The sequence below is a fragment of the Azotobacter salinestris genome, assembly GCF_009363155.1.
GTDB classification, from domain to species: Bacteria; Pseudomonadota; Gammaproteobacteria; order Pseudomonadales; family Pseudomonadaceae; genus Azotobacter; species Azotobacter salinestris.
In genome coordinates, this window is sequence record NZ_CP045302.1 from 1,544,097 (window position 1) to 1,570,677 (window position 26,581).

26 protein-coding genes are annotated in these 26,581 nt (G+C 66.0%); 14 read left to right on the forward strand and 12 right to left on the reverse strand.

Annotation, left to right across the window (positions count from 1 at the left end):
* The first annotated feature begins 5 nt into the window (after positions 1 to 5).
* From lptC to GCU53_RS07325, 8 genes are all read left to right on the forward strand, one after another.
* Positions 6 to 575 (forward strand): LPS export ABC transporter periplasmic protein LptC, encoded by a 570-nt coding sequence (gene lptC, locus GCU53_RS07290; RefSeq protein ID WP_167520043.1) that lies wholly within the window; start codon positions 6 to 8, stop codon positions 573 to 575.
* On the forward strand, positions 562 to 1,116 hold the full coding sequence (gene lptA / locus GCU53_RS07295) for a lipopolysaccharide transport periplasmic protein LptA (RefSeq protein ID WP_152387029.1): 555 nt from the start codon (positions 562 to 564) through the stop codon (positions 1,114 to 1,116). The genes lptC and lptA overlap by 14 nt, the downstream gene beginning before the upstream one ends.
* Positions 1,116 to 1,841, forward strand: a complete 726-nt coding sequence (gene lptB / locus GCU53_RS07300; RefSeq protein ID WP_152387030.1) for an LPS export ABC transporter ATP-binding protein — start codon at positions 1,116 to 1,118, stop codon at positions 1,839 to 1,841. Before lptA ends, lptB begins: the two co-directional genes overlap by 1 nt.
* A 131-nt stretch (positions 1,842 to 1,972) precedes the next feature.
* Complete coding sequence (locus GCU53_RS07305) at positions 1,973 to 3,481, forward strand: RNA polymerase factor sigma-54 (protein WP_152387031.1); 1,509 nt, start codon at positions 1,973 to 1,975, stop codon at positions 3,479 to 3,481.
* Between the two features lie 113 nt (positions 3,482 to 3,594).
* Positions 3,595 to 3,903, forward strand: a complete 309-nt coding sequence (hpf, locus tag GCU53_RS07310) for a ribosome hibernation-promoting factor, HPF/YfiA family (RefSeq protein WP_152387032.1) — start codon at positions 3,595 to 3,597, stop codon at positions 3,901 to 3,903.
* 12 nt (positions 3,904 to 3,915) lie between these two features.
* Positions 3,916 to 4,380 carry a PTS IIA-like nitrogen regulatory protein PtsN gene (gene ptsN / locus GCU53_RS07315; protein WP_152387033.1) on the forward strand — a complete coding sequence of 155 codons (465 nt, stop codon included), beginning with the start codon at positions 3,916 to 3,918 and terminating at the stop codon, positions 4,378 to 4,380.
* Positions 4,381 to 4,475: 95 nt separating this feature from the next.
* Complete coding sequence (gene rapZ, locus GCU53_RS07320) at positions 4,476 to 5,333, forward strand: RNase adapter RapZ (RefSeq protein WP_152387034.1); 858 nt, start codon at positions 4,476 to 4,478, stop codon at positions 5,331 to 5,333.
* A 15-nt stretch (positions 5,334 to 5,348) separates the two neighbouring features.
* Positions 5,349 to 5,621: an HPr family phosphocarrier protein gene (locus GCU53_RS07325; protein ID WP_152389815.1), complete on the forward strand. Its 273-nt coding sequence runs from the start codon at positions 5,349 to 5,351 to the stop codon at positions 5,619 to 5,621.
* Between the two features lie 66 nt (positions 5,622 to 5,687).
* Here the strand turns inward: GCU53_RS07325 and pmbA are convergent, their stop codons facing one another.
* On the reverse strand, positions 5,688 to 7,034 hold the full coding sequence (pmbA, locus tag GCU53_RS07330; RefSeq protein WP_152387035.1) for a metalloprotease PmbA: 1,347 nt from the start codon (positions 7,032 to 7,034) through the stop codon (positions 5,688 to 5,690).
* A gap of 77 nt (positions 7,035 to 7,111) precedes the next feature.
* Between pmbA and yjgA the strand changes: the two genes are divergently transcribed.
* On the forward strand, positions 7,112 to 7,630 hold the full coding sequence (yjgA, locus tag GCU53_RS07335; protein ID WP_152387036.1) for a ribosome biogenesis factor YjgA: 519 nt from the start codon (positions 7,112 to 7,114) through the stop codon (positions 7,628 to 7,630).
* A gap of 32 nt (positions 7,631 to 7,662) precedes the next feature.
* On the opposite strand, the gene tldD is transcribed toward yjgA, so the two are convergent.
* The 8 genes from tldD to GCU53_RS07375 form a co-directional block, all read right to left on the reverse strand.
* On the reverse strand, positions 7,663 to 9,105 hold the full coding sequence (gene tldD / locus GCU53_RS07340; RefSeq protein ID WP_152387037.1) for a metalloprotease TldD: 1,443 nt from the start codon (positions 9,103 to 9,105) through the stop codon (positions 7,663 to 7,665).
* Between the two features lie 2 nt (positions 9,106 to 9,107).
* Entirely contained in the window at positions 9,108 to 9,956 is an 849-nt protein-coding gene (locus tag GCU53_RS07345) for a carbon-nitrogen hydrolase family protein (protein ID WP_152387038.1), read from the reverse strand.
* Between the two features lie 76 nt (positions 9,957 to 10,032).
* On the reverse strand, positions 10,033 to 13,866 hold the full coding sequence (locus GCU53_RS07350) for a YhdP family protein (protein ID WP_152387039.1): 3,834 nt from the start codon (positions 13,864 to 13,866) through the stop codon (positions 10,033 to 10,035).
* 9 nt (positions 13,867 to 13,875) lie between these two features.
* Entirely contained in the window at positions 13,876 to 15,333 is a 1,458-nt protein-coding gene (rng, locus tag GCU53_RS07355; protein ID WP_152387040.1) for a ribonuclease G, read from the reverse strand.
* 46 nt (positions 15,334 to 15,379) lie between these two features.
* Entirely contained in the window at positions 15,380 to 15,970 is a 591-nt protein-coding gene (locus GCU53_RS07360) for a Maf family protein (protein ID WP_152387041.1), read from the reverse strand.
* A 52-nt stretch (positions 15,971 to 16,022) separates the two neighbouring features.
* Entirely contained in the window at positions 16,023 to 16,502 is a 480-nt protein-coding gene (gene mreD / locus GCU53_RS07365) for a rod shape-determining protein MreD (RefSeq protein ID WP_152387042.1), read from the reverse strand.
* Complete coding sequence (mreC, locus tag GCU53_RS07370; protein ID WP_244307142.1) at positions 16,503 to 17,459, reverse strand: rod shape-determining protein MreC; 957 nt, start codon at positions 17,457 to 17,459, stop codon at positions 16,503 to 16,505.
* Between the two features lie 136 nt (positions 17,460 to 17,595).
* Positions 17,596 to 18,633 (reverse strand): rod shape-determining protein, encoded by a 1,038-nt coding sequence (locus GCU53_RS07375; RefSeq protein WP_152387044.1) that lies wholly within the window; start codon positions 18,631 to 18,633, stop codon positions 17,596 to 17,598.
* Positions 18,634 to 18,840: 207 nt separating this feature from the next.
* Here GCU53_RS07375 and gatC point away from each other — a divergent pair, with 207 nt between their 5' ends.
* Genes gatC through GCU53_RS07400 form a run of 5 tightly spaced genes read left to right on the forward strand, consistent with a single transcriptional unit; the run spans position 18,841 to position 23,587 of the window.
* Positions 18,841 to 19,128: an Asp-tRNA(Asn)/Glu-tRNA(Gln) amidotransferase subunit GatC gene (gene gatC, locus GCU53_RS07380; protein WP_152387045.1), complete on the forward strand. Its 288-nt coding sequence runs from the start codon at positions 18,841 to 18,843 to the stop codon at positions 19,126 to 19,128.
* Positions 19,128 to 20,579 carry an Asp-tRNA(Asn)/Glu-tRNA(Gln) amidotransferase subunit GatA gene (gatA, locus tag GCU53_RS07385; protein ID WP_152387046.1) on the forward strand — a complete coding sequence of 484 codons (1,452 nt, stop codon included), beginning with the start codon at positions 19,128 to 19,130 and terminating at the stop codon, positions 20,577 to 20,579. Before gatC ends, gatA begins: the two co-directional genes overlap by 1 nt.
* A gap of 11 nt (positions 20,580 to 20,590) precedes the next feature.
* Complete coding sequence (gene gatB / locus GCU53_RS07390) at positions 20,591 to 22,039, forward strand: Asp-tRNA(Asn)/Glu-tRNA(Gln) amidotransferase subunit GatB (protein ID WP_152387047.1); 1,449 nt, start codon at positions 20,591 to 20,593, stop codon at positions 22,037 to 22,039.
* A gap of 52 nt (positions 22,040 to 22,091) precedes the next feature.
* Complete coding sequence (locus GCU53_RS07395; RefSeq protein ID WP_152387048.1) at positions 22,092 to 22,463, forward strand: septal ring lytic transglycosylase RlpA family protein; 372 nt, start codon at positions 22,092 to 22,094, stop codon at positions 22,461 to 22,463.
* Positions 22,464 to 22,504: 41 nt separating this feature from the next.
* Complete coding sequence (locus GCU53_RS07400; RefSeq protein ID WP_152387049.1) at positions 22,505 to 23,587, forward strand: calcium/sodium antiporter; 1,083 nt, start codon at positions 22,505 to 22,507, stop codon at positions 23,585 to 23,587.
* A 55-nt stretch (positions 23,588 to 23,642) separates the two neighbouring features.
* Here GCU53_RS07400 and GCU53_RS07405 read toward each other — a convergent pair whose 3' ends face one another.
* From GCU53_RS07405 to GCU53_RS07415, 3 genes are all read right to left on the reverse strand, one after another.
* Positions 23,643 to 24,584, reverse strand: coding sequence for an AEC family transporter (locus GCU53_RS07405; protein ID WP_152387050.1), 942 nt, complete (start codon positions 24,582 to 24,584; stop codon positions 23,643 to 23,645).
* 106 nt (positions 24,585 to 24,690) lie between these two features.
* Entirely contained in the window at positions 24,691 to 25,251 is a 561-nt protein-coding gene (locus GCU53_RS07410) for a response regulator transcription factor (protein ID WP_152387051.1), read from the reverse strand.
* Positions 25,244 to 26,506 (reverse strand): ATP-binding protein, encoded by a 1,263-nt coding sequence (locus GCU53_RS07415; protein WP_167520044.1) that lies wholly within the window; start codon positions 26,504 to 26,506, stop codon positions 25,244 to 25,246. The genes GCU53_RS07410 and GCU53_RS07415 overlap by 8 nt, the downstream gene beginning before the upstream one ends.
* Positions 26,507 to 26,581 lie beyond the last annotated feature (75 nt).

The following is a 26,581-nucleotide window of genomic DNA, read 5'->3' on the forward strand; positions in this document are numbered from 1 at the left end:
CGATCATGCTGCGCAAACTTCGCTCTCCCCTATTCCTGCTGGCTCTAGCCGCCCTGCTGGCGGCAGTGGGCTACTGGAACATCCGCCCTGCAAGCTTCATGGACAAGACGGCCACCACTGCCGATGACAGTGCCATCGATTTCTACGTGACCAATGCCCATACACTGCAATATCAGGCCGAGGGCAAGCTGCACTACGAGATGACTGCCGAAAAGGTGGAACACCTCAAGACCAGCGAGGTCACCTTGCTCACCCAGCCCGACCTGCTGCTTTTCCGCGGCACCCCCATCCCTTGGCACGTGCGCAGCGAGCGGGGCGAGGTCAGCCCCGGGGGCGATCAAGTCGAATTGATCGATGCAGTGCGGGTCGAGCGCACCGACACCCAGGGACGCCCGACCATCCTCACAACCAGCCGCCTGAGCGTGTTCCCGGAGCGGGAATATGCCGAAACCCGGCAGCCCGTTAAGATCGAAGCGGCCAACGGGGTGACCACGGCCGTCGGGATGAAAGCGTATTTGGATGACAGCAGGATGCACCTACTGTCCAGTGTAAGAGGCCAGCATGAGGTTCGCTAACCGTTTCTCCCACCGGGCTCTCCCTCTCTTGCTCAGTCTGCCCCTGCTGGGCGCAGCGAGCGCCTGGGCCCTCCCCTCCGATCGCGACCAGCCGATTCGTGTCCAGGCCGACAGCGCTGAACTCGACGACAGGCAAGGGGTTGCGGTCTACCACGGCGACGTGGTGATCACCCAGGGCACGCTGAAGATCACCGGCAACAAGGTCACCATCACCCAGGACGACAACGGCGATATCAAGGTTTTCACCTCGGTCGGCAATCCTGCCTACTACGAGCAGAAGCCGGCACCTGACAAGAGCATCGTCAAGGCCTACGGCCAGACCATCCAGTACTTCGCCGAAAACGAACGCATCGTGCTGATCGACAAGGCCCGCGTGATCCAGGATGGCAATACCTTCGAAGGTGAGAAGATTGTCTACGATACCCAGCGCCAGATCGTCAATGCTGGCCGCGCCACGGGGACCAAGGTAACCAGCCCGAAGCCACGAATCGACATGGTCATCCAACCGAAAAAGAAACAGCAGCCGGGACAGACCCAGTAATGGCCACCCTCAAAGCCCAGCACCTGGCCAAGAGCTACAAGGGCCGTCAGGTCGTCCGCGACGTCAGCCTTTCCATCGAGAGCGGCCAGATCGTCGGCCTGCTCGGCCCCAACGGAGCCGGCAAGACCACTTGCTTCTACATGATCGTCGGCCTGGTCCGCGCCGACCAGGGACGCATCCTGATCGACCAGGACGATGTCACCCATCTACCCATGCACGGCCGTGCCCGGGCTGGCATCGGTTACCTGCCGCAGGAGGCCTCGATCTTCCGCAAGCTCACCGTGGCCGACAACATCATGGCGATCCTCGAAACCCGCAAGGATCTCGATGGAGAAGGCCGCCGCCAGGCGCTCGAAGCCCTGTTGCAGGAGTTCCACATCAGCCACATTCGCGACAGCCTCGGCATGAGCCTCTCGGGCGGAGAGCGGCGTCGCGTCGAGATTGCCCGCGCGCTCGCCACCACGCCGAAGTTCATCCTGCTCGACGAACCCTTCGCCGGCGTCGACCCGATTTCAGTGAACGACATCAAACAGATCATCCACCACCTCAAGAACAAGGGCATTGGCGTCCTGATCACCGACCATAACGTTCGCGAAACGCTTGATATCTGCGAAACCGCCTACATTGTCAACGACGGACAACTGATAGCCGAAGGCGATGCCGAGGCCATCCTCACCAACAAACTGGTGCAGGAAGTCTATCTCGGCCACGAATTCCGACTATGAAATGCGCCATTGAATGGGATAGACCAGTTAAATTCCGTTATAATCAGGCATAGAATTTGCTTTAGAAAGGCGCATCGTCGCCTCGTAGTGATTGACGCGAATGCTTCGGCAAATATGGTGCTTCCTACAATATGAAACCATCGCTAGTCCTTAAGATGGGTCAGCAGCTGACGATGACTCCGCAGCTGCAACAAGCCATCCGTCTGCTTCAACTGTCGACCCTGGATCTGCAACAGGAAGTCCAGGAGGCCCTCGACTCCAATCCCATGCTGGAACGTCAGGAAGACGCAGAGGACTACGACAGCCCGGATATGCTGGGCGAGCATGGCGACCAGTCGACAATCGATACCGCATCCGGCTCTTACCAGGAAAGCTATGAAAGCGTAACGGCCAGCGAGGATGGCGGCAGCCTCGAGGATGGCGACTGGCACGAGCGCATTCCCAACGAACTGCCGGTGGATACCGTTTGGGAAGACATTTACCAGACCAGTGCCAGCAGCCTGCCGAGCAGCGATGAAGACGAGTGGGACTTCACCACCCGCACCTCCACGGGCGAGAGCCTGCAGAGCCATCTGCTCTGGCAGCTCAACCTGGCCCCGATGTCGGATACCGACCGCCTGATTGCCGTCACCCTGATCGACAGTATCAACAGCGACGGCTATCTGGAGGCCTCTCCGGAGGAAATCCTTGCCTCCCTGGATCCGGAGCTGGGTATCGAACTCGACGAAGTGGAAATGGTGCTGCGCCGCATCCAGCAGTTCGAGCCGGCGGGGGTCGCCGCCCGCGATCTCAGCGAGTCGCTGCTGCTGCAACTGCGTCAGCTGCCGCTCGACACCCCCTGGCTGGAAGAGGCGCAACGACTGGCCAAGGACTATCTCGATCTGCTGGGCAACCGCGACTTCACCCAACTGATGCGACGCATGAAACTCAAGGAAGAGGAGCTGCGCCCGGTGATCGAGTTGATTCAGAGCCTGAATCCTCGTCCCGGCGCCCAGATCGAGGCGAGCGAGCCCGAATACGTGGTGCCCGATGTCATCGTGCGCAAGCACAATGACCGCTGGCTGGTGGAGCTCAACCAGGAGGCCGTGCCGCGCCTGCGCATCAACCCCCATTATGCCGGTTTCATCAGACGTGCCGATGCCAGCGCCGACAACACCTTCATGCGCAACCAGCTGCAGGAGGCACGCTGGTTCATCAAGAGCCTGCAGAGTCGCAACGAAACTCTGATGAAGGTATCCACGCAGATCGTCGAGCACCAACGGGGTTTTCTCGACTACGGCGAAGAGGCCATGAAACCGCTGGTGCTGCATGACATCGCCGAGGCGGTCGGTATGCACGAGTCGACCATCTCACGGGTCACCACCCAGAAATACATGCACACTCCGCGCGGCATCTACGAGCTGAAATACTTCTTCTCCAGCCACGTCAGCACCGCCGAAGGCGGTGAGTGCTCGTCCACGGCCATCCGCGCCATCATCAAGAAACTGATCGCCGCGGAAAATCCGAAAAAGCCATTGAGCGACAGCAAGATCGCTGGTTTACTGGAAGAGCAGGGCATACAGGTGGCTCGCCGTACAGTCGCCAAATACCGGGAATCGCTCAGCATCGCGCCTTCCAGCGAACGCAAGCGACTTATGTAACAGGATCGGGTCGGCCGCCGAGACGGCAGCAGCGCTCAGCGGCCACTCGAAGCAGCGTATACCGGTAGCAGGCCCGTCAGCCTGCATCAAAATAGAAACAAGGAGAAAGCGGTATGCAAGTCAACATCAGTGGACATCAACTGGATGTGACCGACGCCCTACGCGACTATGTCGAGGAGAAGATCAGCCGGCTCGAGCGCCATTTCGACCGCATCACCAATGTCCAGGTGATCATGTCGGTCGAGAAGCTCAAGCAGAAGATCGAGGCGACCATGCATGTCGCCGGCGCCGAAGTGGTCGCCAACGCCGAGCATGAAGACATGTATGCGGCCATTGACCTGCTCGTCGACAAGCTTGACCGTCAACTGATCAAGCACAAGGAAAAGCAGATCGAACGCCAGCAGGGCGCTACGGCCCGCTGACTCCTTCGCCCCATGATCAGACTCGAAGACATTCTGACCCCCGGCCGTTCCCTGGTGAACGTGCCGGGAGGAAGCAAGAAGCGCGCCCTCGAATACATAGCTGCCCTGGTCGCCCGCGAAATGCCCGACCTGGATCAGCAGACCATTTTCGAGAGCCTGATTGCTCGTGAAAAACTGGGTTCGACCGGTTTTGGCAACGGCATCGCCATCCCCCATTGCCGCCTGCCCGGTTGCCCCGCTCCGATCAGCGTCCTGCTGCGGTTGGATGCGCCGATCGACTTCGATGCCATCGATGCCGCACCGGTCGACCTGCTGTTCGTCCTACTGGTACCAGAAGCCGCCACCGACGAGCATCTACAGTTGCTTCGCCAGATCGCCAGCATGCTCGATCGCAGCGAGGTGCGCGAGCGCCTGCGCCAGGTCGAGAGCAGCGAAGCCCTTTACCAGGTGGTCGCGGACGCACAGAAGGGCCTGTAAGGCTCCGTCCGGGAGTGCGGAGGTGCGTCGGCTGTGAACAAGCAATTGGCAACCCAGCTTTCGGCATTCATGCCTGACGACGGAAAGCTCCCATCATGCGCGTGATTATCGTCAGCGGCCGCTCCGGCTCCGGCAAAAGCACCGCCCTCGACGTACTGGAAGACAACGGCTTCTTCTGCATCGACAACCTGCCGGCTGTCCTGCTTCCCGAACTGGCCGAGCGGGCACTGCTGCATACCGAATTGATCGAGCCCCAGGTCGCGGTGTCCATCGATGCACGCAACCTGCCCAGCCAGCTGAAGCGCTTCCCCGAACTGCTGGCCGAGGTGCGCACTCGCTATATCCTCTGCGACCTGCTCTATCTGGACGCCGACGACGAGACCCTGCTCAAGCGCTTCTCGGAAACCCGCCGACGCCATCCGCTGACCAACGAGAACCGTTCGCTGGCCGAAGCGATCCGCGAAGAAAGCCGGCTGCTCGCGCCCATCAAGGATCGAGCCGATCTCAAGATCGATACCACCCATCTCAACCTCTATCAGTTGCGCGATACGCTCAAGTTGCGCCTGTTGAACAAGCCGGAACCGGGAACGGCTTTTCTGATCGAATCCTTCGGTTTCAAGCGAGGCATGCCGGTGGATGCGGATCTGGTATTCGATGTGCGCTGCCTTCCCAATCCCTACTGGAAGCCGGATCTGCGTGACTTTTCCGGCCTGGACCGACCGGTTGCCGATTACCTCGCGGCCCAGCCGGACGTCGAGGACATGTACCAGGATATCCAGGCCTATTTGCAGAAATGGCTGCCCCGCTTCGCTGCCAGCAACCGTGCCTATGTCACCATCGCGATCGGCTGCACCGGCGGCCATCACCGTTCGGTCTACCTGGCCGACCGGCTCGGCCGAGCCTTGAAGCAGTCACTCAAGAACGTTCAGGTCCGCCACCGCGACCTCTGCTGAAGGATGGATAACGCGATGCCCGCCTGCGAAGTCACCATCATCAACAAGCTCGGGCTGCATGCCCGGGCAGCCGCCAAGTTCGTCGGCGTTGCCGGGCGCTATGCCTGCACGGTGCGCATTGGCCGGGCTCCGGAGAGCCTGGTCGACGGCAAAAGCATCATGGCAGTCATGATGCTGGCTGCCGGCAAGGGGACGCACATTCACCTGCATACGGAAGGCGAACAGGATAGGGAAGCGCTGGAAGCCCTGGTTCAGCTGATCAACAACCGCTTCGACGAAGACGAATAACCAACGCCAGCACTGCCTGCTGCCGCCGAGTCATTCGGCGGCGCACTCCAGCCGACGTCACCTTGCTCAACTTCCCGCCAGAGTCATCCGCTCCACGAGCACCGAGCCGGTGCAGATGTTGCTGCGATGCTCCAAATCGTTACCTACTGCGACGATCTGTCGGAACATGTCACGCAGATTGCCGGCGATGGTCACCTCCTGCACCGGATACTGGATCTCCCCGTTCTCGATCCAGAAGCCACCGGCACCACGGGAGTAATCGCCGGTCACCAGGTTGAGCCCCTGCCCCATCAGCTCGGTCAGCAGCAGGCCGCGCCCCATGCGGCGAATCAGGGCCGCCTGGTCCTCGTCGCCATGGGTGACGAACAGATTGTGCGCCCCTCCGGCATTGGCCGTGCTCGGCATGCCCAGTTTGCGTCCCGAATAGGTGCCCAAGGCATAGCTGGCCAGGCGCCCCTGCTCGACGAAATGCTTGGCGCGGGTCGGCAATCCGTCGGCATCGAAGGCTGCGCTGCCCAGCGCCCGGGGAATGTGGGGACGCTCGTCAAGGTTCAGCCACTCGGGAAACAGCTGCTCGCCCAGAGTTCCCTCGAGGAAGGAGGCATGCCGATAGAGATTGCCGCCGGTGATGGCGGCGATGAAATGGCCGAACAGCCCGGTGGCCAGTTCGGCGGAGAACAGCACCGGCACTTCGCAGGTCGGCACCGGCCGCGCACCGAGACGCCGCGCCGCCCGCTCCGCCGCCCGCCGGCCGATCGCCTGCGGATCGGCCAGCGCCTCGCCACGCCGGTTGACGTCATACCAGTAGTCGCGCTGCATCTGTCCTTCACCCTCGGCGATCATCACGCAGCTGAGACTGTGTCGGGTACTGGCATAGCCGCCGATGAAGCCGTGGCTGTTGCCATAGACCCGGCATCCCTGGTGCGAGTTGAGCGAGGTGCCGTCGGCGTTGCGAATCCGCGGATCGGCAGTGAAGGCGGCCGCCTCGCACTCCAGCGCCCGCTCGATGGCCTGCTCGGGGCTGATCGCCCAAGGGTGGAAGAGATCCAGCTCCGGGAGTTCGCCGGGCATCAGCGCAGCGTCCGGCAGGCCCGCGCAGTCGTCCTCGGAGGCATGCCGGGCGATCGCCAGTGCGGCTGCCACGGTTTCCCGAATCGCTTCCTCGCCCGTCGCCGAAGTGCTTGCCGAGCCCTTGCGCTGTCCGAGATAGAGGGTGATGCCGAAGCCCTGATCGCGATTGAACTCGACCGTCTCCACCTCGCCCTGGCGTACCGTGGTGGACAGACCCTGCTCGATGGATACGGACACCTCGCAGGCCGTGGCACCCTGCCGTGCGCTCTCGGCGAGTATCCGCTCGACCTTGGCCCGCAACTCCGGCAGCGCCTGCGGACCTACCATTTCTGCTGAATTCATAACTACTCCTGTCAGGTCCGGGCCAGTCGCTCCGGAGCTGCTGTTATCATGGTGACGTATATTTCTGGACCACCACCATGTCTGAATTTCACCAAGACTTCTCCGAGGAGAAGAGCAAATCCCAGGTCAAGCGTGAACTGCACGCCCTGCAGGAACTCGGCGAACGCCTGACCACCCTCAGGCCCGAGCAGCTCGATCGCCTGCCATTGACCGACGCCCTGCGCCGAGCTTTGCTGGATGCGTCGAAACACACCGCGCACATTGCCCGCAAGCGGCACATCCAGTACATCGGCAAGCTGATGCGTGACCAGGATGTCGACGCCATTCTCGCCCTCTTCGAGCAGTTGGACGCCTCCAGTCGCCAGTACAACGAACGCTTCCACGCCCTCGAGCGCTGGCGCGATCGGCTGCTCGACGGCGGTGACGACGCGCTCGAAGCCTTCGTCGGCGACTACCCGGGTACCGACCGCCAGCACCTGCGCGGCCTGGTCCGCCAGGCCCGCCACGAGGTGGAGCAGAACAAGCCGCCGGCCGCCAGCCGCAAGATCTTCAAGTACATCCGCGAACTCGACGAGAGCAAACGCGGATTGCGCTGACGGCGGGGGCCGGCCGCCCTGCCCCGCCCGCCTCAGGCGCCGGTACCACCTACGGTGATCGCATCGATCTTCAGGGTCGGCTGGCCGACGCCTACCGGCACCGACTGGCCGTCCTTGCCGCAGGTGCCGACTCCACTGTCCAGGGCCAGATCGTTGCCGACCATGGAAACCCGGGTCATCACCTCGGGACCGTTGCCGATCAGGGTCGCGCCCTTGACCGGCGCCGTGATCCGACCGTCTTCGATCAGGTAGGCCTCGCTGGTGGAGAAGACGAACTTGCCGCTGGTGATGTCCACCTGACCGCCGCCCAGGCTGGCACAGTAGATCCCCCTCTTCACCGAGGCGATGATCTCCTCGGGCTCGCTCTCGCCGGCCAGCATGTAGGTGTTGGTCATGCGTGGCATCGGCAGATGCGAATAGGATTCGCGGCGGCCGTTGCCGGTCGGCGCCACGCCCATCAGGCGGGCGTTCAGCTTGTCCTGCATGTAGCCGCGCAGAATGCCGTTCTCGATCAGCGTGGTGCACTGGGTCGGCGTGCCCTCGTCATCCAGGCTGAGCGAGCCGCGCCGGCCGGCCAGGGTGCCGTCGTCGACGATGGTGCACAGGCTGGACGTCACCTGCTCGCCGATCCGGCCACTGTAGGCCGAACTGCCCTTGCGGTTGAAGTCCCCTTCCAGACCGTGACCGACCGCCTCGTGCAGCAGCACGCCGGACCAGCCCGGTCCGAGCACCACCGGCAGTGTGCCGGCAGGAGCCGGGATCGTCTCGAGGTTGACCAGCGCCTGGCGCACGGCCTCGCGGGCGTAGTCCATGGCGCGCTCCTCCTCGAGGAAGAAACGGTAGTCGGTGCGTCCGCCACCACCGTGCCCGCCACGCTCGCGACGGCCGTTCTGCTCGACGATGACGCTGACGTTGAAGCGCACCAGCGGACGCACGTCCGCGCCCAGGCTGCCGTCGCTGGCGGCGATCAGGATGTGCTCCCAGACCCCGGCCAGGCTCACCGTGACCTGCTTGATCCGCGGATCCAGCGTCCGGGTGGCGGCATCGATGCGCTTGAGCAGCTCGACCTTCTCCGCCCGGTCGATCACCTCCAGCGGGTTGAGCGATGCATAGAGAGAGGTCACCGGGGCGGCGGCAAAGGCCTGCACCCGGCCCTGCCGTCCGGCACGGGCGATCGAGCGGGCGGCCTGGGCCGCCTGGCGCAACGCCTCGTCGGTGATCGCGTTGCTGTAGGCGAATCCGGTCTTCTCGCCGGACTGGGCGCGCACGCCGACGCCCTGGTCGAGATGGAAACTGCCCTCCTTGACGATGCCGTCCTCCAGCACCCAGGACTCGGACACCTGGCTCTGGAAGTACAGGTCGGCCGCATCGATGCCGGGGCCGGCCAGCTCGCCGAGCAGGATGGGCAAAGCATCGAGATCCAGGCCACCGGGGCTCAGCAGCTGCTGACTGACAGGTAACAACAACTCGCTCATATTCACTCCATTTCGACCGGCCGCGGCACGGCCGCCACTGAAAATCGCCGATGCCGGTGCACCGGCATACGCTGACGGATCGCCGCCTGCTCGTCGGCATCGCGGCTGGCCAGCAGCACGCCCTCGCCCTGCGCCTGCTCGGCCAGCAGCCGCCCCCAGGGATCGACGATGGCCGAATGGCCGTAGGTTTCCCGGGGACCGGGATGCCAGCCAGCCTGGGAGGCCGCCAGCAGATAGCACTGGGTTTCCAGCGCACGCGCACGCACCAGTACATGCCAGTGGGCGGCGCCGGTCACCGCCGTGAAGGCCGAAGGAGCGCTGATCAGCTCGGCCCCGGCCTCGCGCAGGGCGCCATAGAGTTCGGGAAAGCGCAGGTCGTAGCAGACCGTCAGGCCGAGCCGGCCGACCGGGGTATCCGCCACCACGACCCGCTCGCCGTGGGCATAGTCGTCCGACTCGCGGTAGCGTCCGCGCAGGTCCGCCACATCGACATCGAACAGGTGCAGCTTGTCGTAGCGGGCTATCTGCTCGCCGTGGTCGTCGAACAGCAGCGAACAGGCATGGGCCTTGGCATGCGGCCGACCAGCCGGCGGCAACGGCAGGGTGCCAGCGACTATCCACAGGCCGAAGTCGCGGGCCGCCTGGCGCAGGCAGGACAGCACCGGCCCCTGCCCCTCGGACTCGGCGCGGCCCAGGGCGGCCATATCACGCCGGCCCATGGCGGCGAAGTTCTCCGGCAGGACGGCAAGACGCGCGCCCCCGCCAGCGGCCTGCTCGAGCAGACGGCGCGCGGTCGCGAGGTTGGCCAGCACATCGTCCTGGCTGACCATCTGCAGCACCGCCACGTTCATTGGCTTTCTCCGCTTTTTCCGGAATTTGCCTGCCCACGCTCTCGCACTTTGCCGTCCACTGCAACCTTTTCTCCGGCTAGCGCGGTTTCTCGAAGGGCTTGTCGAAGGTAATTCTAGGCTCTCGCCAGGGGCCCTGGACGCGATACTGCACACTGGCGAAACGCGCTACGCGATCGCCGAGCAGCTTGTCCACGACAAACAGCGCCCCGCCGACCGCCGGCGCACCGACCAGCAGGGCGGCAAGCGGCAGGTTGTTGGTGATCGGCAGGGTGACCAGCAGCCTGGCATCAATGCTGTCACCGGGCAGGTTGAGGACGCCGTCCAGCTCGAGGTTGCTCGAGGGTCCGGTCAGGGTCAGCGGGATTTCCGTCCGGAAGACTCCGTCGCGCCCTTCGACCAGCCCCTTGACCCGGTCGTAGCTCAGCCCCTTGCCGAACAGGTCGGAAAAATCGAGACGCAACCGGCGGCCAATGGCATTGAAGTTGAGCAAGCCGAACGCCCGCAGGGCCGAGGCCGCGCCCTCCACCTCGTGGAACTGCCCCCGCCTCAGGCTGACATCGAAGCTGCCCGTATAGCGCTGCAAGGCCAGGGCTGCAGGAGAGCCCGGCCAGTTGCCATCGATGTCCACACGGAACGTCTCACTGGACGCACTCGGAGCAAACCCCCAGGCCAGCAGCACATCGGCGAGGTCGCCCCCCTGCAGGCGCCCCCGGAACCAGCTGCGGGTGGCGCCGGGCCGCCCCTGCCAGCCGGCGCTGCCGAGTACCCGCAAGCCCTTGAGATCCAGATTCAGATCGTTGAACTGCACGCCATCGGGACGCGGCCTTGTCTTCAACGACCAGGCTCCCAGCAGCTCGGCACCCTGCTGCAGACGGGCGATGCGCACATCCAGCGCCGGAATCTTCCGCGGATCCACCGCCTGCAGAGGATCGGCAGCAGCCGGCGTGCTCGGCGCACCGACAGTGCCGGGCGTGGTGACCGGCAGCTGCAGATGCGACAGATCGATGACGATCGGTGCCTGGGAAGCCGTCGGGATGGCGATGCGCCCCTTGATCTGCGGGCCTTCCAGCTGCAGGCTCCAGCCGGCCCGGCTGGATGTCAGCAGGGCGCCGAGCGAACTCAGGCTGGCGCCGAACCCCTGGAAACGACCGATGTCCAGTTCGGCGCCACGCAACAGACCGACCTGCTCGGCCCCCTGGCTGGCCAGAGGAGCCAGAGCCGCCTGCCAGGCATCCCAGTCCAGAGTGGCGATCCGGCCGCGCAGCCACAGGCCGCGCGCTGTCGGCAGCTGGGCCTGCCCGCCGCCGAGCAGCAGCTCGCCGCGGCCCTCGTCGAACCGCCCGGGAGGCGCAGCCAGGGCCAGGCTGGCCCGGTCGGCGTAATTCAGCCGGTAACGACGCTCGGCACCGTCCAGGGTCATGTGCCAGCGCGTCTCGCGGGACTCGTCGGCGGGCTTGCCCAGCGGCTCCGGCAGGTCGATGCGCAGGCCACGCAAGGTGGAGTCGGCCTGCAGCCAACTGTTCGCACCGTCCAGCAGCAGCTCGAGGCGATAGGGCAGCATGCCGGACAGCGGCAGGCGCTGGCGCACCTGCAACCATTCGGCCAGCGCTGCCGCGGACACCTGCCCGCTGGCCTGGATGCGGGACCGCGCCTTGCCATTGCGCCCCTCGGCGAGCGCCCGGCCGCGCACCGGCCGGCCGAACACCTGGGCGCGAATCTCCGGCGCGCTGAGCCCCCTGGCCGTGTCATAGGTGAAAGCTCCCTGCAGGCGGGTCAGCTGCAGGTTCGGCTGGGCCATGTGCAGGCGGGCATCTTCGGTACGCAGCTCCGCCACCACCCGCGACGACTGCTCCGCCTCCCGGCGCAGCGGGATATCCAGCGTGAGCCGGCCCTGCAACGGCCCCTCGCCCGACCAGCCGGCGAAGATTTCCGCGGTTTCCAGCGGTGCCTCCCGAAGAATGCGCAGGCCGTCGCCGACGCTGCCCTCCAGCTCGCCCTCCAGCTGCAAGCGCGGCACTCCACCCCTGGCCGAGGGAATCTCGGCCCTGGCCGAACTCAGCCGGGTGTCCAGCACCCGCCCCCCGTCCAGGATCACGCGTACGCCGCTGTCCTCGACGAACACCTCGCCCTGTGCCTCGCGCAGCTCCGGCCAGCCCGCCTGATAGGCCAGCTCGGCATCGCGCACCTTGAAGAACAGACCGAGGCTGCGCGCCGCATCCTCGGCGCCCCTGTTCAGCGCACCCTGATAGAGAAAATAGCCTTCGTCCACGCGGCCGGCACGGATCGAGCTCTTCAGCCAGTCGGCCAGCTGCGGCGACAACCCGGGCGAGAGGGTCGGCAGGTATTTCTCGGCGTAACGGGCATCGCCGTCGCGCAGGCCGACGCGCAGGTCCATGTAGTCCTCTTCCGCCGGGTCGCGGCGTAGACGGATCAGGAAGTCCCCGGCGGCGCGGCCCTCCTCGCCGTCCGTCTGCACGTAGGGGCTGCGCAGCGTCACGCTCTGCTCGTCGATCTGCCAGAACAGCTGACCAGCCGCATGCCGGTAGCGCCAGGGACGGGGAAACAGACGCGCGAGATGCAAGGCGACATCCTTGCCGTTGAGACGTAGCTCGCCACCGGCCAGATCGCCGCTGACGCTGCCGCTGACGTTGTCCGCGGCCGGCGCGCCATGCCAGGCGTCGAAGGCCACGCCCTGGAGATTGGCCGCATAGGCGAGGCGCTGGCCGCCCTCGGCCTGAGGGCGGTAGTCCAGCCGCAGGTTGCGCAGGGTGCCACGCGGCCGCAACGCCTCCAGGGCGGTCTCGGCGACTTCCGGCAGCGGGGCCAGGGCCTGCACCAGCGGGGTCAGCGGCGTCAGGTCCAGATGGTTGGCGGTCAATGTCCACGTGGAGGGCGTATCGGCTGCGCCCTGCTTCTCGAGCGCGATCTGCACACCGTCCCAGCGGGATGTTCCGAAGTCGACCGCCAGTGAATCGATCAAGGCACGGATATCTTCATCATCGCGCAGGAAATGCCCGCTCAGCGCCAGATCGTGCACCTCGGCCGGCGCCTGCCCGGTACGCCGGATGCGCAGCTCGGGCACCTGCAGGCGGGTCGCCGCGCGCTGCAGGCGGCTCTTGTCCCAAGACAGCCAGAACTCGCCGCCGGCACGCAGCCGGTCGACTCGCCAGTCAGCGGTCAGGCTGCGTGGCACCCAGCCCGCCCAGTCGCTCTGCGGCAGGCTGACGTAGAGTTCGGCGGAGCTTTCTCGCCAGCCCTCGTCGGCCAGCTCGCCGTGCAGGCTCAATTGCAGCGGCTGGCCGTCGGGCAGGATCAGGCGGCCGTCGAGGCGCTGCTGCCAGCCATCGCTGCGCAGCGTGAGGTCGACGTTCTGGAAGGAGAAAGGCTCCTGCCCGTGCGGCGCGAAGGTAACGTGGCTGTCCAGCAGCGACAGATGGTCGATCCGCTCGAGGGCACGCAGGGACTCGTCCGGGTTGAACGGCCGCTGCCGGCCGCGCTGCGGCGTCCCCTCCAAGGTCCATCGCCCCTCGGCATCCTGCGCCAGGGTGAAGCTCACCCCCTCGACCTCCAGCGCGGCGACGCGCAACTCGCGGGCCAACAGGGTGCGCAGCAGATCGAGACGTACCTGGACCCGCTCCAGGTGCAGCGCATCCTCGCCCTCGCCGATCGTCACGTCGCGCGCCAGCAGCCGTGGAGCCAGGGCGGTCCAGCGGCCCTCCAGGGCACGGATGGCGACCGGCATGTCCAGTACGTCGCGGACCCGCGCCTGCACCTCGAGGCGGGTGTCGGCAACCAGCGGCGCCAGCTGGCGCCCCAGGCTGACGCCCAGCGCCAGCAGCATCAGGCCGAGGAAGCCGAGCCCCAGCAGGATGCGCAGGACAACTGCAAGCAGGCGGGAGGATTGCGGCATGATCAGGGCTTACAGCAGGACAACATCGTACTGCTCCTGGGAGTAGGTGCCCTCGACCTGGAACTTGATGGGGCGGCCGATGAAGGCCTCGAGATCGGCGACGTTGCCCGACTCCTCGTCGAGCAGCCGATCGACCACCTTCTGATTGGCCAGCACCAGATAGCCCTCGGCCTGGTAGGCGCGGGCCTCCCGGAGAATCTCGCGGAAGATCTCGTAGCAGATGGTTTCCGCCGTCTTCAGCTTGCCGCGCCCCTGGCAGCAGCTGCAGGGCTCGCAGAGCACCTGCTCGAGGCTTTCCCGGGTACGCTTGCGGGTCATCTGCACCAGCCCCAGCACGGTGATGCCGATGATGTTGGTCTTGGCGTGGTCGCGCTCCAGTTGCTTCTCGAGGGTGCGCAGCACCTGGCGCTGATGCTCCTCATCCTCCATGTCGATGAAATCGATGATGATGATCCCGCCCAGATTGCGCAGGCGCAGTTGGCGAGCGATCGCGGTGGCCGCCTCGAGATTGGTCTTGAAGATGGTTTCTTCCAGGGTGCGATGGCCGACGAAGGCGCCGGTATTGACGTCGATGGTGGTCATCGCCTCGGCCGGGTCGATGATCAGATAGCCGCCGGACTTGAGCATCACCTTGCGCTCCAGGGCCCGCTGGATCTCGTCCTCGACCCCGTACAGGTCGAAGATGGGGCGCTCGCCGGGATAGTGTTCGAGGTGATCGGCGATCTCGGGCATCAGTTCGGAGACGAACTGCGACACCTTCTGGAAGGTTTCCCGCGAGTCGATGCGGATCTTCTCGATGCGCGGACTGACCAGGTCGCGCAGGGTGCGCAGGGCCAGGCTGAGATCCTCGTAGATCACCGTCGGTGCGCCGGCGGTCTGTATCTGCCCGGCGATCTGGTCCCACAGACGGCGCAGATAGCGGATGTCCGCGAGGATCTCGTCGGCTCCGGCACCCTCGGCGGCAGTGCGCAGGATGAAGCCGCCCTCGTGCTCGATCCCCTCGCTGGCCACGCAGTCGGCAACCACCTTCTTGAGGCGTTCGCGCTCGGCCTCATCCTCGATCTTCAGGGAAATGCCGACGTGGCGGGTACGCGGCATGTAGACCAGATAGCGGGAAGGAATCGACAGATGGGTGGTCAGCCGGGCCCCCTTGCTGCCGATCGGATCCTTGGTGACCTGTACTACCAGGCTCTGCCCCTCGTGCACCAGGGCCGCGATGTTCTCCACCGCATTGCCCTCGCGGGTGGAGATCTCCGCGGCATGAATGAATGCCGCACGCTCCAGGCCGATGTCGACGAAGGCCGCCTGCATGCCCGGCAGTACCCGTACCACCCGGCCCTTGTAGATGTTGCCGACGATGCCGCGGCGCTGGGTACGCTCGACGTGCACCTCCTGCAGCACACCGTTCTCCACTACCGCCACGCGCGACTCCATCGGCGTGATATTGATCAGGATTTCTTCGCTCATCGCATATTCCCGGAGCTGGGCGCAGCTTGTCTGCTCAAGCGCCTTGTCATTGTTGTTGCCAGCACGGAATGCCGAACTCGGCCAGCAGTTGCGCGGTTTCACAGAGCGGCAGGCCGACCACCGCCGAGTAGCTGCCCTCGAGATGGCTGACGAACACCGCGGCGAGGCCCTGGATGGCATAGCCGCCGGCCTTGTCCCGCGGCTCCCCGGTGGTCCAGTAGGCCTCGGCCTCGTCGGCGGCAATCGGACGGAAAGCCACCCGGCTGCGCACCACCCGCGCTTCGCAGCGCCCGGCCGCGGCCAGAGCCACCGCGGTCAGCACTTCGTGCCCGCGCCCGCCGAGCGCCTGCAGCATGGCCTGTGCCTCGTCACGGTCCCGCGGCTTGCCGAGGATGCGTCCGTCCAGCACCACCGTGGTATCCGCACCGAGCACCACCGCCTGCCGGTCACCGATGAGGCTGGCCAGACCGGCCGCCGCCTTGTCGCGCGCCAGGCGCTCCACATAGGTTGCCGGCGTCTCGTCCGGTGCCGGGGTTTCGTCGATGGTCACCGCGAGCGGGACGAAGGGCACGCCGATCTGCATCAGCAGCTCGCGCCGGCGAGGCGAACCGGAGGCCAGGTAGAGCATGGCAGCCATGCGATTTCCTTCTGTCTGAAGACCCGCCCGCCGTCTCGCCGGGGGACAGGGGTTAGTGGACATTGAAGCTCAGTCGAAGGCTGCGCAGGGCGGCGAACACCCAGGGCCAGAGCAAGGCACTGACCAGGGCCGGCATTAGAAAGGCCAGGGTCGGCGGGCGATTGCCGGCCAGCGCATTGAGCCAGAGCTGGACCAGTTGGGCCAGCCCGAAGACTACCAGCAGGACCAGGCTCTGTTGCCACAGCGGAAACATGCGGACACGCTGTTGCAAGGTCAGCATCAGGAAGGCGATCAGCGTCAGGGTCAGGGCATGCTGCCCGAGCAGCACGCCATAGAGCACGTCCATCGCCAGCCCCAGCAGCCAGGTCAACGTCAGGCTGACCCGCTGCGGCACGGACAGAATCCAGTAGGTGATGAACATCGCCAGCCAGAGTGGCCGTCCAACCTCCATGAAGCCCGGCATGGGCGCCACGCTGAGCAACAGACCCACCAGATAGCTGGCCCAGATCAGCCAACCGTTGTGCTCGCCCATTCAGCGTGCCCCGCCTGCGCCCGCCGGGGCCGGCCTTGCCGGTGCTGCCGGCGCGGGAACCGGCGCAGCCTCCGTCGCCGGCTGCGGGGCCTGACTCTTCGCCTGCTCGGCGAGCTGGCGGTCGTGGGCCTCCTGAGCCTGGGCCGCCTCGCTGGCGCGCTGCTCCGGCGAGCGCGGATCGCTGAACACCATGAGCATGTAGCGGGTGCGGTTGAGCGCGGCGGTGGGTACGGCGCGGACGATAGCGAATGGCTGTCCGGAGTCGTGAATCACCTCACTCACCACGGCCACCGGATAGCCGGCGGGAAAGCGCTGCCCCATGCCGGAGCTGACCAGCAGGTCGCCCTCCTTTATATCCGCGGTATCGGCGACATGGCGCAGCTCCAGACGCTCCGGATTGCCGGTGCCGACGGCAATGGCGCGCAGGCCGTTGCGATTGACCTGCACCGGAATGCTGTGGGTGGTATCGGTGAGCAGCAGTACCCGGGCGGTATAGGGCATGACCTCCACCACCTGCCCCATCAGGCCGCGGGCATCGAGCACCGGCTGACCGAGAAACACGCCGTCGCGCTCGCCCTTGTCGATCAGAATGCGATGGGTGAAGGGATTGGGGTCGACGCCGATCAATTCGCCGACCAGCACCTTCTCGTCCACCAGCGCCGCGGAGTTGAGCAGTTCGCGCAGGCGCACGTTCTGCTCGGTCAGCGCCGCCAGCTTTTGCAGGCGGCGCTGCATCAGCAGGGCCTCGGCCTTGAGCTTCTCGTTTTCCGCCAGCAGCTCGCTGCGACTGCTGAACTGCTGGTTGATGCCATCCCGGATGCGCACCGGCAGATCGGCCAGCCAGTAGAAGGGGGTCAGCACCAGTCCCAGCTGGCTGCGTACCGGCTTGAGGGTGTCGAAACGGGCATCCACCACCATCAGCGTGGCGGCAAGCACCGCCAGCACCAACATGCGCATCACGAGCGAAGGCCCTTTGCTGAAGAGCAGTTTGATAGCGGGTTCCTCGCGACTACAAGCCTCAACCATCAGCCACGGGTCGAAAACGACGCCAGGCGTCGCTTTCGGCATGCGGCTCGAAGCCTGCCCCTGTGACTCACTCGGTGGAGAGCAGATCCATGCGGTGGCTGTCGATCATTTCCAGCGCCCGGCCACAGCCACGCGCCACACAAGTCAGGGGGTCCTCGGCGACGATCACCGGCAGCCCGGTTTCCTGGGCCAGCAGCTTGTCCAGATCGCGCAGCAGGGCACCGCCACCGGTCAGCACCAGGCCACGCTCGGCGATGTCCGCGGCCAGCTCCGGCGGGGACTGCTCCAGGGCGCTCTTCACCGACTGGACGATGCTCGCCAGAGATTCCTGGATCGCATCGAGCACCTCGTTGGAATTGAGGGTGAAGCTGCGCGGCACACCCTCGGCCAGGTTGCGCCCGCGCACGTCGATCTCGCGCACCTCGCTGCCCGGCCAGGCCGTGCCGATCTCCTGCTTGATGCGCTCGGCGGTGGCCTCGCCGATCAGGCTGCCGTAGTTGCGCCGCACGTAGGTGACGATGGCCTCGTCGAAACGGTCGCCGCCGACCCGCACCGACTCGGCATAGACCACGCCGTTCAGGGAAATCAGGGCGATCTCGGTGGTGCCGCCGCCGATGTCGACGACCATCGAACCATGCGCCTCGTCCACCGGCAGGCCGGCGCCGATGGCCGCAGCCATCGGCTCCTCGATCAGAAACACTTCGCGAGCGCCGGCACCGAGGGCCGACTCGCGGATGGCGCGACGCTCGACCTGGGTCGACTTGCAGGGCACGCAGATCAGCACGCGCGGGCTGGGCTGCAGGAAGCTGCTCTCGTGCACCTTGTTGATGAAGTACTGCAGCATCTTCTCGCAGACGCTGAAGTCGGCGATCACGCCGTCCTTCATCGGGCGGATCGCTGTGATGTTACCCGGAGTTCGTCCCAACATGCGCTTGGCCTCGGTTCCAACCGCCACGACGCTCTTCTGGTTGCCGTGCGTGCGGATGGCGACCACGGACGGCTCGTTCAGAACGATGCCGCGCTCGCGCACATAAATGAGGGTGTTGGCAGTCCCCAGATCGATCGACAGATCGCTGGAAAACATGCCACGGAGTTTCTTGAACATTGACGGGAACCCTGAGGCGAAGCATGGGTAAAAAAGAGCGCAGACTCTAACAATGGCAGGGATTTTGGGCAAGGCGCCCTCTGTGCTAAATTCCCCGTTTTCAGCAGCCCGCAAGGCCGGCGAGTGCGGCCTTCGACCACCCGTCCGGGACCCAGTTCCCGGGCCTTCCACCAGCGGCCGGCTGCCCGTTTTTCCTGGAGAATCCCGATGGCGCTTGAACGCTCCGACGTGGAAAAGATCGCCCATCTGGCCCGCCTGGGGCTGGACGACGCCGAGCTCCCACGTACCACCCAGACCCTGAACGACATCCTCGGCCTGATCGACCGGATGCAGGCCGTCGACACCCATGGCATCGAGCCCCTGGCCCACCCCCTGGAGGCCACCCAGCGCCTGCGTCCGGACGAGGTCACCGAGGGCGACCATCGCGACGCCTTCCAAGCCATCGCCCCGGCCGTGGAGAACGGCCTGTATCTGGTTCCCAAGGTGATCGAGTGATGCATCGACTGACTCTGGCGCAAATCGCCCGCGGCCTGGCCGCCAAGGACTTCTCTTCCGTCGAGCTGACCGAGGCCCTGCTGGCCCGCATCGCCGCCCTCGACCCGAGGCTCAACAGCTTCATCACCGTCACCGCCGAACAGGCCCTGGAACAGGCGCGCGCCGCCGACGCCCGGCGCGCCGTCGGCGAGAGCGGCGCCCTGCTCGGCGCGCCGATTGCCCACAAGGACCTGTTCTGCACCAAGGGCGTGCGCACCAGCTGCGCCTCGAAGATCCTCGACAACTTCGTCGCCCCCTACGACGCCACCGTGGTGGAGAGGCTCGCCGCCGCCGGCTGCGTGAGCCTCGGCAAGCTGAACATGGACGAGTTCGCCATGGGCTCGGCCAACGAATCCAGCCACTACGGCCCGGTGAAGAACCCCTGGAACACCGAGTGCGTACCCGGCGGCTCGAGCGGCGGCTCCGCTGCCGCGGTCGCAGCGCGGCTGGTCCCGGCGGCCACCGGCAGCGACACCGGCGGCTCGATCCGCCAGCCGGCGGCGCTGACCAACCTCACCGGCCTCAAGCCCACCTACGGCCGGGTATCGCGCTGGGGCATGATCGCCTACGCCTCCAGCCTCGACCAGGGCGGTCCGCTGGCGCGCAGCGCCGAGGACTGCGCCCTGCTGCTTTCCGCCATGGCCGGCTTCGATCCGAAGGATTCCACCTGTGTCGATGCGCCGGTCGACGACTACCTGGCCGCGCTGAACCAGCCGCTGGCCGGCCTGCGCATCGGCCTGCCGCGCGAATACTTCGGCGCCGGCCTCGACCCGCGCCTGTCCGATGCGGTGATGGCCTGTGTCGAGGAGCTGAAGAAGCTCGGCGCCACGGTGAAGGAGATCGGCCTGCCCAACATGCAGCATGCGATCCCCGCCTACTACGTGATCGCCCCGGCCGAGGCGTCTTCGAACCTGTCGCGCTTCGACGGCGTGCGCTTCGGCTACCGCTGCGAGAACCCTTCGAGCCTCGAGGACCTGTACAAGCGTTCGCGCGGCGAGGGCTTCGGCGCGGAGGTGAAGCGCCGCATCATGGTCGGCACCTACGCCCTCTCCGCCGGCTACTACGACGCCTACTACCTCAAGGCGCAGAAGATCCGCCGGCTGATCCGCAGCGACTTCATCGGCGCCTTCCAGGAGGTCGACCTGATCCTCGGCCCGACCACCCCGAACCCGGCGTGGAGGCTTGGCGAGAAGGGCGACGACCCGGTCGCCGCCTACCTCGAGGACATCTATACCATCACCGCCAACCTCGCCGGCATTCCCGGCCTGTCCATGCCGGCCGGCTTCGTCGACGGCCTGCCGGTGGGCGTGCAACTGCTCGCGCCCTATTTCCAGGAAGGTCGCCTGCTCAACGTCGCCCACCAGTACCAGCAGGTGACCGACTGGCACGAAAAGGCTCCGGAAGGCTTCTGAGGAATACGCACATGCAATGGGAAACCGTGATCGGGCTGGAAATCCACGCACAGCTCGCCACCCGCTCGAAGATCTTCTCCGGCAGCGCCACCAGCTTCGGCGCCGAGCCCAATACCCAGGCCAGCCTGATCGACCTCGGCATGCCGGGCACCCTGCCGGTGCTCAACGAGGAAGCGGTGCGCATGGCGGTCCGCTTCGGCCTGGCCATCGAGGCGGAAATCGGCCACACCAACGTCTTCGCCCGCAAGAACTACTTCTACCCGGACCTGCCCAAGGGCTATCAGACCAGCCAGATGGACAAGCCCATCGTCGGCAAGGGCCATCTGGACATCACTCTGGAGGACGGCACGGTCAAGCGCATCGGCATCACCCGCGCGCACCTGGAAGAGGACGCCGGCAAGAGTCTGCACGAAGACTTCCATGGCATGACCGGCATCGATCTCAACCGCGCCGGTACGCCGCTCCTGGAGATCGTCTCCGAACCGGACATCCGTTCGGCCAAGGAGGCTGTGGCCTACGTCAAGGCGATCCACGCGCTGGTCCGCTATCTCGGCATCTGCGACGGCAACATGGCCGAGGGCTCGCTGCGCTGCGACTGCAACGTCTCAGTGCGCCCCAAGGGCCAGGAAGCCTTCGGCACCCGCGCCGAAATCAAGAACGTCAACTCCTTCCGTTTCATCGAGAAGGCGATCAACCACGAGATCCAGCGGCAGATCGAGCTGATCGAGGACGGCGGCAAGGTGGTTCAGGAAACCCGCCTGTACGACCCGAACAAGGACGAGACGCGCTCCATGCGCGGCAAGGAGGAGGCCAACGACTACCGCTACTTCCCCTGCCCCGATCTGCTGCCGGTGGTGCTGGAGGAGAGCTTCCTCGAGGCCGTGCGCGAAAGCCTGCCGGAGCTGCCCAACGAGAAGCGCGCACGCTTCGAGAGCCAATACGGCCTGTCCGTCTACGATGCCAGCGTGCTCTCGGCCAGCCGCGAGATGGCCGAGTACTTCGAAGCGGTTTTCGAGGTCTGCGGCGATGCCAAGCTGGCGGCCAACTGGGTGATGGGCGAGCTGTCCAGCCTGCTCAACAAGGAAGGCCTGGAGATCGAGCAGTCGCCGGTATCCGCCGCGCAGCTAGGCGGCCTGATCCAGCGCATCCAGGACAACACCATCTCCGGCAAGATCGCCAAGATGGTGTTCGAGGCCCTGGCTGCCGGCGAAGGCGCCAGCGCCGATGAAATCATCGAGAAGAAGGGCCTAAAGCAGGTCACCGACAGCGGTGCCATCGAGGCGATGCTGGATGAAGTGCTGGCTGCCAACACCGCCCAGGTCGAGCAGTACCGCGTCGCCGACGAAGCCAAGCGCGCCAAGATGTTCGGCTTCTTCGTCGGCCAGGCGATGAAGGCCTCCAAGGGCAAGGCCAACCCCGGCCAGGTGAACGAACTGCTGAAGAAGAAGCTCGAAGGCTGAGCCAGCGACAACGCCGGGTCCGCCCGGCGTTGCACTTTCCGGAGCCTCGAACATGCTGCGAACACTGCCACTCACCCTCCTGCTCGTCCTGCTTGCCGGTTACGCCTCGCCACAGCTTGAGGCCGCTCGCTACAGTGCCAAGGGCCTGGCCTCCCACTATGCGGCCCATCATCACGGCAAACGCACCGCCAGTGGCGAGCTGGTGGACCGCAATGCCCTCACGGCCGCCCATCGCAGCCTGCCGCTCGGCAGTCGGGTGCGGGTGACCAGCCTGCGCACTCGCCGCAGCGTGGTGGTGCGCATCAATGACCGCGGTCCCCATGCTCGCGGCCGGATCATCGACCTGTCCTACAAGGCTGCCCGCCAGCTGGAAATGCTGAATGCCGGCGTGGCCATGGTGCGCCTGGAACTCCTCGACAACTGAAGGATCGGCGCCGGTCCGAACGGCGCCACAAGGAGCTTGGAATGACCCTCATGACTTTCGTCTACCTGATCGCCGGCCTGGCCCTGCTGGTCGCCGGCGCCGAGGCTCTGGTCCGCGGCGCCGCGCGTCTGGCCGCCCGTTTCGGCATCCCGCCGCTGGTCATCGGCCTGACCGTGGTCGCCTTCGGCACCAGCGCCCCGGAGATGGCGGTCAGCGTGCAGTCGGCCAGCGGCGGGCAGGGCGACCTCGCTGTGGGCAACGTCCTCGGCAGCAACATCTTCAACGTGCTGATGATCCTCGGGCTGTCCGCGCTGGTCATTCCCTTGACGGTATCGCGCCAGTTGATCCGCATCGACGTGCCGATCATGATCGGCGCCAGCCTGCTGGCCTGGCTGCTGGCCGTCGACCAGAGCTACGGCCGTCTGGACGGCCTGTTGCTGTTCGGCAGCCTGCTCGCCTACATCGCCTTCCAGATCCGCAGCAGCCTGCACGCCAAGAGCAACGGCGAAACCAACGAATTCGAAGAGGAATACGGCGCAAGGGCCGAGGGGCGCTTCGCCGTCCTCGGTCATCTGGCGCTGGTCGTCCTCGGCCTGGTTCTGCTGGTCTGGGGCTCCGACCTGCTGGTCGACGCCGCAGTGACCCTGGCCCGGGCGCTCGGCCTCTCGGAGCTGGTGATCGGCCTGACCATCATCGCCGCCGGCACCTCGCTGCCGGAGCTGGCCACCTCGGTGATGGCCGCCTTCAAGGGCGAGCGCGACATCGCCGTGGGCAACATCGTCGGCAGCAACCTCTTCAACCTGCTCTGCGTGCTCGGTCTGGCCGGCCTGGTCGCCCCGGGGCCAGTCAGCGTGTCGCCCAACGCCCTGGCCTTCGACTACCCGGTGATGGTCGCGGTGGCGGTGGCCTGCCTGCCGATCTTCTTCACCGGCTACCGCATCAACCGCTGGGAGGGCCTGCTGTTCTTCGGCTACTACCTGGCCTACGCCGCCTACCAGGTGCTGTTCGCCACCGGCGCCTCGGCCGTCGCCCTGCTGCACAGCGCACTGGTCTGGTACGCGCTGCCGCTGACCGCACTGACCCTGCTGGTCATCGCCGCTCGCGCCTGGCACCGGCAGCGCTGAGCGCCGGAGGCAGGTTGGGCCGGGCGCTACGCCGCCCGAGGCCAGCCTGCGGCCTTCAGATCCAGCCGAGCCACTGCAGGACGAAGATGCCGATATTGGTGGTCACCGCCGCCATCAGCGTGGTGATCACCACTATGCCCGCGGCCAGCTGGTGATTGCCGCCCACCGCCCTGGCCATGACGAAGCTGGCCGCGGCGGTCGGGCTGGCGAAATAAAGAAACAGCACCCCGAGCTCGGCGCCACGGAAACCGCAGGCCCAGGCACCGAGCGTCGCCAGCAGGGGCAGCCAGATCATCTTCCACAGACTGGCGCCGAGCGCCATGGCGCCGCTCTCGCGCAGCGCCGCAAGGGAGATGGTGCCGCCGATGCAGATCAGCGCCAGCGGCAGGGTCATCTGCGCGAAGTAGTCGCCGGAGGTGAGCAGCCAGGCCGGCAGGCCGACATGCCAGTAGGCGAACGGGATCGCCGCCAGCACGCCGATGATCAGCGGATTGCCGAGAACGCTCTTGGCGATGCTCCAGGGATCGGTTCGGGCGTTCGGGCTGTAGAGCGCCAGCACCACCGAGGCCAGCGTGTTGTAGATCAGGATCACCGCCCCGGCCAGCACCCCACCGAGGGACAGGCCGTAGTCGCCGTACATGCTGGTGGCCAGGGCCAGGCCGACGATGCCGTTGTTGCCGCGAAACGCCCCCTGGACATAGACGCCGCGGTCGGCGCGCGGACAGCGCCACAGCGACCAGGCCCAGGCGAGCAGGAAGCCTCCCAGGGAAGCGAGAGCGAAATAGCCGAGCAGCACCGGCTGCAATGCCGTATCCAGATCGGCCTTGAGGATCGCGAGGAACAGCATGGTCGGCATGGTGCCCTTGAACACCAGCGTCGAGGCCGTATTGATGAAGGCGACATCGATCCAGCCGAGACGCCGCAGCAGGACGCCGAGAAACAGCATGGCGAACACCGGCGCGGTGATGCCCAGAGTTTGCGAGAACAGCGCGAGCATGGGGAGGGTCCGGAAAACGATAGGCGCCTATCATAACGGCATCCGCCCACGGCGCGGCGATGCGGCCTGCCCAGGGGCTCAGGGCAGGCCGTGGGAGTCCCTCGCCTCAGCGACGGACCGGGCGCTTCTGCAGCTTGCGCTGCAGGGTGCGCCGGTGCATGCCCAGGGCCCGGGCGGTGGCGGAGATGTTGCCGTCGTTCTCGCTGAGTACGCGCTGGATGTGCTCCCACTGCAGGCGATCCACCGACATGGGGTTGTCCGGCACCAGGCTGTTCAGGTCGACATGCTCGGAAAGCAGCGCGGTGAGTACGTCGTCGGCGTCAGCCGGCTTGCACAGGTAGTTGCAGGCCCCGCGCTTGATCGCCTCCACCGCGGTGGCGATGCTCGAGTAGCCGGTGAGGATCAGCACGCGCATCTCGCTGTCCAGCTCGAGCAGCTTGGGCAGCAGCACCAGCCCCGAGTCGCCCTCCATCTTGAGGTCCAGCACGGCATAGTCGGGCACGTCCTGGGTCGCCAGCTCCAGCCCCTCCTCCGCCGAACTGGCGCAGCTCACCCGGAAGCCGCGGCGGGTCATGGCCCGCATCATGACCCGGGTGAAGGTCGTATCGTCGTCCACCAGCAGCAGATGCGGCTGCTGCTCTTCTCCCTCGATCGGATGCTCACTCATAGTAGTCTCCTGGACCCAGGCGCGGCAGACGCAACTCGGTCAGCGTGCCGCCCTCCTCATGGTTGTAGAGTTTCACCGAACCGCCAGCGCGGGTCACGCTGGCCTGGCTCAGGAACAGGCCGAGGCCGAAGCCCTTGCCCTTGGTGGTAAAGAAAGGCTTGCCCAGTTGCTCGGCAATCGCCAGCGGCACGCCTTCGCCATGGTTGCGGATACTGATGCACAGCTCCTCGATGTCCCAGTCGAGGCAGATGTCCAGGTCGTCCGGACAGGCGTCGGCGGCGTTGTTGAGCAGGTTGAGCAGCGACTGGGTCAGGTCCGGCGCCGGCGCCAGCCGCGGCATGGAACCCGTGCCGAGGATCTCGTAGCGATAGCTCGCCTCCGGGCGCATCAGATGCCAGCGATTGAGCGCCGTTTCCAGCCAGGCCGCCGCGCTCTGCTCCTGAACCGTCTGCATGCGATCCGCCTCGGCGGCGCGCACCAGTTGCTGCAGGGTGTCCTTGCACAGCTTCACCTGCTCCTGCAGCACCGCCAGATCCTCCTGCAGCAGCGGATCGTCGTGCTCCTGACGCAGCTCGGTGATCAGCACGCTCATGGTCGCCAGCGGCGTGCCCAGCTCGTGGGCGGCGCCGGCCGCCTGGGCGGCCACCGCCAGCAGCTGCTGGTCGCGCATGCTCTCCTCGCGGCGCGTCGCCTGGAACTCCTCCTGGCGACGCAGCTCGCCGGCCATCCGGCCGACGAAGAAGGTGATCAGCCCTGCCGCCAGGGCGAAGCTCAGCCACATGCCGTAGACCAGCAGGGTGACGCGATGCTCCGGCGGCAGGGTGGTCGGGTTGTACCAGAACACCAGCAGGGTATAGGCCACCAGCGCCAGGCCGGCGAGCATCACCGTATGCCGTCTGGGCAGGGTCGCCGCAGCGATGGTCAGCGGCACCAGGTAATAGGAGACGAAGGGGTTGGTCGGGCCGCCGGTGAAATACAGCAGCAGGCTGTGGATGATCAGATCGCAGGCCAGATGCCCGGCATATTCCAGATCGGTCACCGGCCACTGCATGTGCAGGCGCAGGGCAGCAGCCAGGCAGAGCATGGCCGACAGGCTGAGGGTGACCGCGAGCGCCAGCCAGGGCAACGGCAGCAGGTCGGTGAGATAGGCGAGCCCGACCGAACCGGCCTGGGCGCCCAGCACGAGAACGCGGATCAGGATGAGCCGGCGGAGATTGTGGCGGCTGGCCGACAACATTTGAACGGGTGCGAGCATAGGAATGGCTTGTCATGGGGGCCTGGGAGCGCGAGGCCAGTATACCCAAAAGCCTGCCACCAGCCGGCCCGAATG